Origin of the sequence: Faecalibacterium sp. An58 (genome assembly GCF_002161515.1) — a bacterium.
Lineage (GTDB): Bacteria > Bacillota > Clostridia > Oscillospirales > Ruminococcaceae > Faecalibacterium > Faecalibacterium avium.
In genome coordinates this window covers 1-11,942 of record NZ_NFHX01000044.1, presented here as the reverse complement: position 1 = coordinate 11,942, position 11,942 = coordinate 1, and the positions used below count along the sequence as shown (strand labels likewise).

13 protein-coding genes are annotated in these 11,942 nt (G+C 46.4%); 6 read left to right on the top strand and 7 right to left on the bottom strand.

Annotated elements, in window-relative coordinates; genetic code table 11:
* Positions 1–27 precede the first annotated feature (27 nt).
* Positions 28–270: a hypothetical protein gene (locus B5G12_RS13645; protein ID WP_087325427.1), complete on the bottom strand. Its 243-nt coding sequence runs from the start codon at positions 268–270 to the stop codon at positions 28–30.
* A gap of 285 nt (positions 271–555) precedes the next feature.
* Here B5G12_RS13645 and B5G12_RS14515 point away from each other — a divergent pair, with 285 nt between their 5' ends.
* From B5G12_RS14515 to B5G12_RS13635, 3 genes are all read left to right on the top strand, one after another.
* On the top strand, positions 556–969 hold the full coding sequence (locus B5G12_RS14515; RefSeq protein ID WP_144064173.1) for a DUF4258 domain-containing protein: 414 nt from the start codon (positions 556–558) through the stop codon (positions 967–969).
* An 87-nt stretch (positions 970–1,056) separates the two neighbouring features.
* Positions 1,057–1,542, top strand: a complete 486-nt coding sequence (locus tag B5G12_RS13640) for a helix-turn-helix domain-containing protein (protein ID WP_087325426.1) — start codon at positions 1,057–1,059, stop codon at positions 1,540–1,542.
* Positions 1,535–2,272 (top strand): ImmA/IrrE family metallo-endopeptidase, encoded by a 738-nt coding sequence (locus B5G12_RS13635; protein WP_087325425.1) that lies wholly within the window; start codon positions 1,535–1,537, stop codon positions 2,270–2,272. Before B5G12_RS13640 ends, B5G12_RS13635 begins: the two co-directional genes overlap by 8 nt.
* Positions 2,273–2,599: 327 nt before the next feature.
* Here the strand turns inward: B5G12_RS13635 and B5G12_RS13625 are convergent, their stop codons facing one another.
* From B5G12_RS13625 to B5G12_RS13615, 3 genes are all read right to left on the bottom strand, one after another.
* Complete coding sequence (locus tag B5G12_RS13625; protein ID WP_087325423.1) at positions 2,600–3,901, bottom strand: MFS transporter; 1,302 nt, start codon at positions 3,899–3,901, stop codon at positions 2,600–2,602.
* Between the two features lie 413 nt (positions 3,902–4,314).
* Positions 4,315–5,886, bottom strand: a complete 1,572-nt coding sequence (gene mobQ, locus B5G12_RS13620; protein WP_144064174.1) for a MobQ family relaxase — start codon at positions 5,884–5,886, stop codon at positions 4,315–4,317.
* Positions 5,887–6,154: 268 nt separating this feature from the next.
* Positions 6,155–6,463: a DUF3847 domain-containing protein gene (locus B5G12_RS13615; RefSeq protein WP_087325422.1), complete on the bottom strand. Its 309-nt coding sequence runs from the start codon at positions 6,461–6,463 to the stop codon at positions 6,155–6,157.
* Positions 6,464–6,580: 117 nt separating this feature from the next.
* Here B5G12_RS13615 and B5G12_RS13610 point away from each other — a divergent pair, with 117 nt between their 5' ends.
* Genes B5G12_RS13610 through B5G12_RS13600 form a run of 3 tightly spaced genes read left to right on the top strand, consistent with a single transcriptional unit; the run spans position 6,581 to position 8,908 of the window.
* A complete protein-coding gene (locus B5G12_RS13610) occupies positions 6,581–6,796 on the top strand; it encodes a helix-turn-helix domain-containing protein (RefSeq protein WP_275532653.1) in 216 nt (71 codons plus the stop codon).
* A complete protein-coding gene (locus B5G12_RS13605) occupies positions 6,796–7,986 on the top strand; it encodes a DNA cytosine methyltransferase (RefSeq protein WP_087325421.1) in 1,191 nt (396 codons plus the stop codon). Before B5G12_RS13610 ends, B5G12_RS13605 begins: the two co-directional genes overlap by 1 nt.
* 4 nt (positions 7,987–7,990) lie before the next feature.
* Positions 7,991–8,908, top strand: coding sequence for a NotI family restriction endonuclease (locus B5G12_RS13600; protein ID WP_087325420.1), 918 nt, complete (start codon positions 7,991–7,993; stop codon positions 8,906–8,908).
* A gap of 112 nt (positions 8,909–9,020) precedes the next feature.
* Here the strand turns inward: B5G12_RS13600 and B5G12_RS13595 are convergent, their stop codons facing one another.
* The 3 genes from B5G12_RS13595 to B5G12_RS13585 are packed head-to-tail and all read right to left on the bottom strand — an operon-like array spanning position 9,021 to position 11,741.
* Positions 9,021–9,290 carry a DUF6809 family protein gene (locus tag B5G12_RS13595; RefSeq protein WP_087325419.1) on the bottom strand — a complete coding sequence of 90 codons (270 nt, stop codon included), beginning with the start codon at positions 9,288–9,290 and terminating at the stop codon, positions 9,021–9,023.
* A gap of 13 nt (positions 9,291–9,303) precedes the next feature.
* The gene (locus B5G12_RS13590; RefSeq protein ID WP_087325418.1) at positions 9,304–9,684 is read right to left on the bottom strand and encodes a TnpV protein; all 381 of its coding nucleotides are present in this window, start codon (positions 9,682–9,684) and stop codon (positions 9,304–9,306) included.
* Complete coding sequence (locus B5G12_RS13585) at positions 9,681–11,741, bottom strand: recombinase family protein (RefSeq protein ID WP_087325417.1); 2,061 nt, start codon at positions 11,739–11,741, stop codon at positions 9,681–9,683. Before B5G12_RS13585 ends, B5G12_RS13590 begins: the two co-directional genes overlap by 4 nt.
* Positions 11,742–11,942 lie beyond the last annotated feature (201 nt).

The window sequence follows — 11,942 nt, the reverse complement described above, 5'->3', positions numbered from 1 at the left end:
TAGCCGGTGCCCTCGGGAAGCAAGTTGTCAAGAGGTTTTTCGCATTTTTTCTAAATGATCCAAATTAGAGTGTCTGGCTTCGTTGAGAATGTCCTGAACACAGGCTTCACGAATTGCAGTTTCCAGCGTTTTTCCGTTGTTTTCCACTGCTAGAACACGCACGATAAATCGGGTTTTGCCGATTTTCACAGAAAAAGAGCCGCCAGTGATGGCGGCTTGACGATCCAGTGTATTGACGGCGTTAGCGCCGTTGCGTTCGATATCGTTCATTCAATTCCTCCTTTTCTTTCCATCTGTTGATTCATGCTCTGCTGATCGCTCATAGGCATCTCCTTTCCATGAGAAAAGCCCTCGTGCTTTGGCGCACGAGGGCTTTGGTTCTTTCGATTTTGAGACAACCATTATCAGTTGTCGACTGGTTCATAGCATCATTCTCCTTTTGTCCATTCTTAATAGAGGCACCCTTGACATATTATAAGTTGCCTGTTATAATTCAACCATAACAACTATAAAATATTATAAAACCCCATAAAACAAAACGGAGGTATAATACACATGGAACCTTCTTCCCCCTATGCTCCTGTTAAATTTACTAAAGTGTACTTACCGCAGATTCGACTTCTGGCTAAAAATCGTGAACCGACTTTGTCGTATCACGCTACATTTCAGATGATTGACAGAGGTATCTCACTGAAAAATGTCCAAGATGTCCTAAAAAGCTCAACAAATCAGGTTCTAGAGATACAGCCACCTTGTCCCATCCCCGGTAGGTGTCATAAGGATGAGCGTATTTTGATATTTGACCCCCAATATAATATGCCTTTAATCGTAGTATGCAGCATAATATTTAAGGATTCTATTCCAACCATTCACTTGGTAACTGCAGAATTAGTTGACAATAATATCTGGACAAATAGTGGATTGGATGATCCCGCATTGGTTCGCATCTCCGGTAAGGAAGCGCATTAAAATATTTGTTGGCTAAGTTTTTCTAGTAGTTTAAAACGGTATTATACTATTTTAATTTTGAAATTCAGAAATTTGTGGAGGAGAAAGATGGAACGCCTTTTGAAAACCTGTGAATGTCCCACATGTGGAGAAACTATGATATTTAGAAACAATTTGGTGAAGACATTCCACTATAAGGGCAAATGTTTGGAACTCAAAGGACTTTCTGGCTATTGCTGTGAAAATTGTGGTGAAATCATATTTACCCCAGAAGAATTTCATCTAATTGAAAATTTGGTTCATGCATTGAGTGATAATACAGATGCCGGCAATTCTCATGTGGCTGTTTTGAACTTAGATGAAACCGCAGATTTTCTGCGTGTTAGTAATCAAACCATATATAATATGATCCGCGATGGTCGTATCAAAGCCCACAAGGTCGGTCGCGAATGGCGTTTCTTTAGAAGTGATCTAAATGCCTACCTTAACAGCACGAGCAGCTTAGCTATGGCCGCGAAAGGGGGGGCTTTAGATAAATCTGATCTTCTTACAATTCAAGAAGAACTCAACAAAAGAAGTAAGCACAATGATTAATACAAAAATTCTACAATATTTAAAAATCGCTAATGCTATCACGCCGGTTACTCGTGACCCTTATAGTTTATCTCAAGAATTAGAGATTGAAATTATAGATACACAGTCTCTGCATAAAGACGCTTATTTTATTTGCCTAAATGGTCATAAATTGGTCTTTGTGAGTTCAAATATAACAAGCCCACACAGGAAAAAATTTGTTATATCCCATGAAATCGGTCATTACTTTCTTCACCAAAATCAATTATATTGTTGCTCTAATATTTCCGAAATAGGATTAGTCCCTGATTTGAAATTAAACACTTCTAATCAGGAACAAGAAGCAAATACATTTGCCTCTGAATATCTACTCCCCACTCATCTCTTACAAGAACATCTTCCAAACAATGAATTGCATTTTTCAACCATATCGTCAATCGCAAAAGAATTTGATATATCTGTCACGCTTACAGCAATGAAAGCTGTTCAAAACTCAAAAACTGAATCTGAAATTCTGCTTTGCTATAACAATAATAAGCTAAAGTGGTTTGTTCTCCCCAATAATGTAGATGTTATATACAAATCATCAATTCCATCTCTTTGTCCGTTTGACTCTTTAGTATATTTGCAGCCAGAAGATATAACCGGCTATTGGGATAATTTATATGTAGGCAGTGTACATCAAGAAGTATTTGCACCTTTTGGTAAGCAACGACTTATTTTATTAAGTGGCCAAAGAGATTTTAATTGACAGGGGCACGCAAAACAAATAATAGTAAACAGTCCAAATTTTTTCTGTTGCATCAGAAGCCCTGCTGAGAAATCAATATGGAAGTGGCACTCGTTTTCTTATCATTGCACGATTTGTCCTCCAAAGTGTCTTTTTCCCTCTGGCTGAAGTGAACGCCTACCGCATAGGAGGTATTTTTAATCTCCATGCTAAAAGTGCATGTGGAAGTCGTCTGCAGCGGTGTTCCTGTTAGCCTAGGTCGTTCCATCTCTATATTTCTCCTTTAAAAGTCCAAACTAAAAGGCACCTGACTCGCTTCCGAATCAGGTGCCTTTGCTTTTCCCCGGATCAAAAATCGGGAGACAGAATCTGTTCATCCATATCCTCTGTTTTGGGCAGAGTATAAACCAGTCGATTGACCCGCATCGTCATGGCAATCGCCAGATACCCCAGTCCGCAAATCAAGAAAGGAAAAACGGAATTGAATTTTTGGACAACAACTCCTCCCAGGAGCGACCCTCCGAGAGATGCAATGGCCATCAAGCTCAGGTTGACGGTGTTGACACGGCCAATCATCTGTCTGGGAGGCAATTGCTGAAAAACCGTGCCAAAGACAATATTGATCATTCCTAGGGCGTTGGACGCCATGACAATCAGGACTGCACCCATCAGCGGCAAACGCTCCACCACCAACGCCATCAAAACCCAGGATGCGCCGCCATACAAGAAGGACACCGGCAAAAGCTTTCCCACTGGAAAACGCTTTATCAGCCGGCTGCTGACAGCAACTCCGCTGATGGAGCCAACCGCAAAGAGGGCTAGGATCAGTCCATATCCAATGGATGCCCCAAATACTTCCGAAGAAAAGGCCGGCAGATTGACCACCATCATGGCGTACAGCAAATTCAGACCTACCAGCGGAATCACCAGGGACAGGATGACTCTGTTGCGAATGAAAACAAAACCGCTTTTTAAATCCTCCTGGTACTCTCCCAGAAATTTCCTGAAAGGCGGCGTCTTGTTCTCTGTTTGATTTGCGGACCGGCGTCTCCCGACAGACAGGCCCCGTCCTACCATCCCTGCCACAAAAAGGGCTGCCAAATTGATGGAGCTGTTGATGAGAAACATATGCTTCAGGCTCAGCAGGGCCAGCAGCACACCCGTTATGGCATTGAACAGTAGGTCAATGCCTGTACTGGTCATAGCCAGAATGGAGTTTGCCGTCACCAGGTTCTCTTTTGGTACGATGCCGGGCACCATGACATTGTGAATGGAATAAGTCATTCTGGACATCAAATTGAAAAACGGAATGCTGCACACCAGCATCCAAACAGACAAGTGTCCCTCGGCAGAGAGAAGATACAGTGCTGCCACAATAAGAAGCTGAATGCCGCTGGAAACAACCAGAAGCCGCCCCCGGTCAGAACGGTCAATGACCGGACCGCAAAAGAAATTCAGGACATCGGACAGAGAGAACATAAATCCGCCCATTGAAGTATAAAGCGGGTCCCTGGTAAGATCATATAAAACCCACATGATAACAACATAAAACAAACTGTCTCCCAGATTGATCCAAACTCTGTGGTAAATGATTCTGCGAAACAGCCGAAACTCTTTTATCATTTCAAGCATAAACAGGATGCACCTCATGCTGGGGCCTGCTTTCCCCGTCAAAGGGATGGGCAGGCCTGTTTGTACAGAAACGGTACGCCGCACCCATGGGATTGCGAGCGTCTCCCTACCCTGGCGGGCCGCAGGGCCTGCAGGCTGCCATGAGGACACAAAGCAAATGCTTTTGCTGGCCGACAACAGACATAAAAAATCTCCTTTTTCTCACAGATGTCTGCAAGTAAAAGGAGATAGTACACAGATTTTCAAGTCAAATGTGCATCAAACCACAGTCTTGACCTTCCAAAAGGGCGCACTATCCCCCTGAAAGGCCAAATCCAGCAATAGATTGGGAGATTTACAGGCCATGGGTGCGCCCTCCTTTCCGGTTATTTTATTACAGTATACTGCGCCATATCCTTTTGTGTCAAGAATGGCAGCCTTGATTCGTTCTCTCATAAAGATACCTGCTGTTCTATATTTTGTTCTTCTTTTTTCTTTTCGGTTTTCTCTCGGGTCTGATGAAGCTGCTCCACCACCGACTGCTTACCTTCTGCCTTGTCCAGCGCTTTCACCCGTTCCGGTCCGAGAACCTGACCGACCCAATAGCGGACTTCATTCAGCGGTTTCAACTCTGCCTGCACCTGTTCCAGCTGCCGGGCAAAGGCTGAGTGATCCGATTGCAGTTTGCTGTACTCTGCCTCCAGGGCATCCAGATTCACATTCAGATCAACGTGCTGCTTTTTCAAATAGCGGTAGGCCTTGTTATAGGCTTTCAGTTCCTCCTGGTGGCTCTCGGCAAAGGCGGCCTGTCGCTTCTTCCAACCGATCTTCAGATACTTGTCATGAACAGGCTTCCGCTCCTGGCAGACTGCAACGGCATTCTGAATCCCGGCAATGTCCTTCATCCGCTTCTCGGCCTTTCGCATACCTGTACTGGCCTGGCTGGCTTTCTGCTTCACGCCGGACAGGACGGTGTTCAGCTGCTCCAGGGTCGAGATCTTATGCTGTTGGAGATAGACAACAGCCCTTGACACATCCTTCAAGTCCTTCAGGTCTCCCTTCTGCTGACCGGACCAGGACCAATCGTTCCGTTCCGATTTTCTCTGGTTCAGATAATCATTGAGAAGCACTCCGAGGTCTGTTGCTCCTGCTTCTTCTTTCAGCAGTTCTTTCTCTGCCTGCACAAGTTCTTCAATCCAATCTAGCAACCCACGAATGGTTTTGCGGATAGCGGACAACATCTGGTTGGCTGCCTTGATATCCCGGTTGAGATTTCCGATATTGGTCTGGATGCCCCGGCGCTCCATCTGAACTACCGCAGGCCCCATGTGAACAGTGGGGATCACGTCCAGACCCTGCCGCTCATAGGAGCGCAGGTCAAGCCGCTCCGTTTGGCCTGCTGCTTCCAGGTAGCAGTTGACTGTATCGGCCCAGCCTTTCCGCCAGACCTCCGCATACTTCTGGTCGTTCCAGTCCACGGTATCTTCCTTGTGGCTTTTCCAGTTTCCTGACGGAAGCCGGATGCGCTCGCCGTTTTCATCCAGGTCATACACCTTTCGGCTCTTGGGGAGCCACTTCCCATGCTCGTCCATAGCTCTGAGAGTCAGCATCACATGACAGTGAACATTGTGTCCGGGTGGATTCGGGTCATGGATGGCGAAGTCGGCGATCATCCCTTTGGAAACAAATTGCTTCTCGCAGTAGTCCCGGACCATCTGCGGGTACTGCTCTGGCGGGACTTCTTTGGGCAGGGCCAGCACAAAGCGCCGGGCCAGCTGGGCATTCCATTGTTTTTCAGCTGCCTCCACCGAGTTCCATAGGGTTTCCCGGTTGGCGTACTCCGGCGGGGCATGGGAGGGCAGCATGATTTCGGTGTATAGGATGCCGCGCTTGCCAGAGTAGTTTTTGGTTTTCTGGTCATACTCAGAAAACAGCTTCTCGCCGCTCTGGTAGGCGGCACCTGCAACGGCAGACTGTCCCTTGCTGCGCTGGGTGATCGTGATTTGAAAATGCGGACACGGAATAAGTATCACCTCCAAAACAAAGACCGCCCGTCAGGATTGCTCTTGACGAACGGTCTGGATTCGTATTCGGTTGTACTCTCTGCCCAAGGACGGAGCGGGGGGCGCTTCGTTCCTGGGCGAGAGCTGCAAAAGGATAGCTGCGGAGCAGCGCAAGGAAAATGCAGTTTTCCTTGGGATGGAATCGGGATGGCGAACGGAACGCCAGACCGGTTTCATCAAGCCGTCTGCAAGACCGCAATTGCACCGGAACGGTGTATAATTGCGCCCTTTATCCTAAAGGGTCTGAAACGTTCCGGGCTTCTTGCAAATCGTGAATCATTTTTGCCAAGGCCAGTACGACCTCCCGTTGACGGAATGAGATTTTCAGCAGCTCCATCACCTGGTCATCGGTCAACTCCCCTGGACAAATCAGAAAACTTTCCAGCATTCCGCCGCGGGTGCAGAGTCGATGGGTACGGGCCTTGCGGGTGAGTTCCGGTATCCGACGCTCCAGCATTTTTTCCTGGTGTTGGTAGTAACAGAGTTTCTGCTCGGCCTTTTCCTTTAGGTTTTCCATATAGTCTGACTTTTCACTCATAAGTTTCTCCTTTGTTTGTGATCGTAAATAGTATTTGCGTTTTACCAAATTGTGTGGTAAAATTATTTGATTAGAGCAAAAGTGGTATGTCAAAAAAGAAATTTGGTATAACAAACCATAGAATTGGTGATCGATAAGGACATGAACAAAACAGATCTTCGTTGTAAAGTTCACCTTAGCACATCAGCAATCGCAAAACTCGGGAAAAATGAAAATGTCACTACGGACGTTCTTGCTTGCATATACGCTGTTTTAGACTGTGATCTAAGTGACATCATCGAGCTTCAATTAGCGGACAATCCACTGGCAAAAAGATTAAGAGGATTTAACTGATGCATTCTAATAATTTAAATATGATTGATTTATTTTCTGGTGCCGGTGGCCTTTCAGAAGGGCTTTCGGAAGCTGGATTTCACAGTCTATTTGCATCTGAGATTATGCCCGTATATGCTCAGACCTATAAAAAGAACCATCCTTCTACAACTGTATTTACCTCTGACATTCGCGAATTAGACGCGAACGAAATTAGAGAGCACTTAGGCATTCAACGCGGCGAACTAGATCTAATTGCAGGCGGTCCTCCTTGTCAAGGATTTTCTATTAATGCTCCTATTCGAACCGTTTTAGATGAACGCAACCATTTATTCAAAGAATATCTTCGATTTGTTGATGCTTTTGCGCCGAGAGCGGTTTTAATTGAAAATGTTCCCGGCTTGGTTTCCTTTGAGCATGGTGCAACCCTCCATGCTATCTTAAATGCATTAGCAGAACTAGGATACGGTGCTGATGTAAGAATTTTAGGTGCCCCATTTTATGGTGTTCCCCAAATGCGTTGGCGGACTATAATTCTCGGATTACGTGGAAAGACATTACCTGCTAATGCTTACCCTGAACCCATTTATCATGCTCCTATTCGTGCCAATTTTACCAGCACATTTGATGGTCAATCCATCATAAAAGAGCCATCACCTGAGGCTAACGCAAATTTTGTTACAGTCTATGAAGCGATTGGTGATTTGCCTCCTCTTAAAAGCGGAGAGCAAGGAGCTCCTGTCAAAGAATATCGTTGTCCTGCTTTTTGTGACTATCAACGTAGAGCCCGACTTGGATCGATTGGTGTACTCAACCATGAAGCCCCTAAACTGTCTGAAATCAATTTGAAACGGTTGGAATATATTAAACCCGGTGGAAACTGGACTGATATTCCGGACGATCTTCTTCCTAAAGGTATGCAAAGGGCAAGAAAATCCGATCACACTAAAAGATATGGTCGTGTCTTGCCCAATGGACTTGCTTCAACCATATTAACTAAATGTGATCCTCATTGGGGGGCTTTTTTTCACTACGAACAAAATCGTTCCTTCACTGTTCGTGAAGCAGCTCGCTTACAATCTTTTCCTGATCATTTTGTTTTTACAGGCAATCTTGCTGAACAATTCGCTCAGGTCGGAAATGCCGTCCCTCCATTGTTGGCACAAGCGGTTGGCCTATCTTTACGGTCCGTTTTAGAAAGCGAGGATTGATTTTATGTCCGGCTATATTTCTGAGTTCTTTGGTTATCGAGCAAATGATTGTTCTGATATTGCACTACAGAACACATCAAAGCAAGTATGTCCATTTCTTTCTTCATATTGTACAAAGGCACTTGGTGATAAATCCAATCGTACTCTTTCGGGTGTTTGCTCTATACGCCAAGTTAGTCTTGGTTCTCCAGATGTAATATGTTGTCCAAATAGAATTTATGCAGAAAATTATAAGATGCTTTCGACCATAGGGCAAAAAGCCTTTGGTCAAAGTTATAATCTTTATTCTGGCAGACTGGCAGTTTCTAAAGCCCAAGAGGAAAATGGAGCCATTGCCGTTTTCGGACACGGATGGGGAGGCGAACTCCCCCTTCCAAAACGGAAAGGAAAAGGTTCTTATTATGTGGACTGGATACTTGCAAGGTTGGACGGTTCTGGTGAATTGGTAGAGTTTACAGCAATAGAAGTGCAAACCATTGATACAACAGGTTCTTATCAAAATGCTCGTCGGGCGCTAATTGAACGCCGCGCCATTGAAAAAGACACTGTCGGTCTCAATTGGGAAAATGTTTCAAAAAGAATTATTCCTCAAATAATTTATAAAGGACAAGTTTTGCAGCGTGAGGAAATGTGCCGAAGTGGTCTATATTTTGTTTGTCCTAAGCCTGTTTACGACAGAGTTCTTGAACGACTAGGAGGCAAGGAGAAACTCCCTCAATTTCCAACTCAACCTGCTGCAATTCATTTTGTGGCATATGATTATTTGACCGATGTTCCTGTCACCGATGGAACAATTCGTCCATTAGGCATTATTGAGGAGTACTGTACAACAGTGTATAAAGTCCAAGAAGCATTTTCAGCGGTCGACTTGCCTGAGCAAAATGTATATCGAGATGCTATCAGGCATTCTCTTTACGACTAAATCCTCACTTACTATATAACACGTTTCCTATACTAATACATTAAATTTTATATTTGAAATCTCATAAAACAAGCAGCCTCGATATAGTATATCGAAGCTGCTTGTTTTTATCTTATTTGCTTATTTGTTTCCATGCTTCCTGCTGGACCAGCAGTCCCGCTGAGAAGCCGTACTTAAAGTGGCACTCACTCTCCTCGCCCTGGGCGATGGAGGACTGGGTTTGCAGTTCTTCCACCAGGGCGTAGTCCTCTTTACTCAGCCGCCTGGAAAGCTGCTCCATAAGCTTCTCACAGGTTTTGAGGGCTTCTATGTATGCCGGTGAAGTAGGCACCACTTTCTCACTGGGATAAAATTCCCCATTATAAATCGCTTCCAGAATCATCGTCCTGCCCTCCTCACACATAGATCATCTCAGTCTGGATGATCTCCTCGGCCCGGCTGCGGATGGAGTTCATAGCCTGCACCCAGCGTACCGGATCGGTTGCTTTCAGTTCCTCCGTGATGCCCTCGTCCTGGGCCATCTGCTGGACAATCAGGCAGCACCGTTCAGTGGCCTGTTCGTCCAGGTCGGCCAGGATGGGATGCAGCTTGCCAGACAGAAGCAGCGCTTGATAAAGGACCGGCCTGTAAGTTTTCAGGTATTCCTTATGTAATCGGCCCCAGCGGCCGATGGGGCGTTTATCTTCCGGCAGCCTCAGCGCCGGAAGATAATAATTGTCCGTCAGGACATAATCCAGATGGTTCCTGTTGTCATGGACTTTCGGTTTGAGTTTCATGCTGACGCCTCCTGTTCTCTTCGCCTGTGATAAAATTCCAGGGTGACTTTGTTGTGGTTTATTCTCTGGCAGTCCTCAGAGCAGAACTTCTGTTGGCTGTGGGTGGGCCAATAGAGCTTGCCACAGACCGCACAGGTGCGCTGACGGTAGTAATGGTCCCCACGCTCGGCTTCCCGCTGCTTCTGCTTCTCAGCTTGATGTGCAGCTTTCCGGCAATCCTGGGAGCAGAAAATTTGCCGATTACTCTCGGGGACGTACTCTTTGCCGCAATGGGGGCAGACTTTTTTCTTTACGATTTCGCCGCCGTTTTCGGCGATCTTCTGCGCCTTGCGCTTTTCCCGGTAGGCTTTGGAGCGTGCCTTCTCCTTTGCGATCCGCTCCGCCTGGGTGCGTTCCTCCTGCTCCTTCATCTGAGCAAGTTCTTCCTCGGTGTAGGCAATGTCGATCTGTCCGGCGTAGTTGAAATAAATATCAACCTGCTGTGTTCTGGCATTGCCAACACCTTCTGCCTCATGCACGATGATTTTATCAATCATCTCCCGGAACATGGCATCGCTCACCTCGTCACTCTCCTGATACTTGTGAACCAGTGCTATGAACTGATCAATCTGGAGCTGCTCTTTGCTTTCCTCAGAAATGCGCTCCTCCAATTCTGAGATTTTGACCTCGATTGCCGCCTGCTCATCGTCATACTGCTTCATGAGCTGCCGATACTGGCGTTCAGGGAGGATACCGGACACATAGTTCTCATACAGGCTGCGAACAAGGTCAGACAGTTCCCCGTATCGCTTTTGCAGCTGCTTTATGTCGGACTTTTTCTGCTGCGGCTTTGCATCCTGCTGGGCATTCCAGCGGGATTGAATCTCCTCGGCAAATGCCTGTTCATCGGTCAGAACACGGCGGGTTATTCTCTTGATTGTGGTCGCAATCAGGGCTTCCACCTGTCCCGCTGAGATGCCGTGTGCTGTACAGGAATCTGTCATTCTGGAATAGCCGCCACAGCGGAAGCTGTATTGCACAGAACCATCTGTTTTGCTGTAGTGGGTCTGCAAGGTCATTCTTCTGCCGCAGTCGGCGCAGTAGAGATAACCGCTCAGCCGGTGGCTGTGTGAACCCCATGCAGACGCTCTCTGCACCCGCTTTCTCTGCTTCTGAACGCTGTCCCAAAGCTCCTGCGAGATGATTGGCTCATGGGTGTTGGGGAATACATAGTGCTCATCCGCCCCTGTTTCCTGCCGCTTATGGTTTTTGAAATCCTTGACAGTGGACTTGTGAAGAACCGTATGCCCAAGATACTCCTGTCGGCTGAGAATCGTCCTGACAGTCGATACCGACCAGATATAAGGGTCTTCAAACTGCTGTCCATTGTACTGCTCCGGGTGATTCTCCTTCTCATAGGCGGAGGGAATCAGCACCTTTTCTTCCGAGAGGATTTCAGCAATCGCGCGGGGGCTTTTGCCCTCGTTCGCAAGCTGGAAGATGTGCCGGACCACCTCTGCGGCCTCCGGGTCAACGACAATCGACTGCTTATCGTCTTTGACCCGGTTGTAGCCATAGGGGATGCTGCCGGAGCAGCGTTTCCCATCTTTCATTCGAGCGTCAAAGATGGCTCGGATTTTGTTGCTGGTGTCCTTGGCATACCACTCGTTCATAATATTAAGGAACGGGGCAAAATCATTGCTGGAAGCATTTTGACTGTCGATTCCATTGTTGATGGCGATGAACCGCACGTTCTTCTGCGGGAACATCACTTCGGTGTAGAATCCGACTTGCAAATAGTTTCGGCCAAACCGGCTCATGTCCTTAACGATGATGGTGCCGATCTTCCCGGCCTCCACCTCGGCGATCAGAGACTGAAAGCCGGGCCGATTGAAATTCACACCGGAATATCCATCGTCCGTGAAGTGGATGATGTTTCCCAAACCATTTCTGCGGGCATAGTCTTCAAGGTACTTCTTTTGATTGGTAATCGAGTTCGACTCACCTACAAGGTCATCATCTCGCGACAGTCTCTCATAGAGTGCTGTCATTTTTGCTTTTCCCGCTGTTCTCTGCATGGTTTACCCCCTCCTTTCCTTATGTAATCTGGTTGAGGACGATATGGAGCACTCTCTATTAATAGGAGAAAATCAGGGGTCAAATCGGAACCATTTCTCACAGAAAATCGTAATTTTTTGAAATTTTCACCGAAAGTTTTTTGACCGCTGTTTTTGCATTTAGGAGCGATGATTTCATCGTCCTATTGCATTGTACCCCTC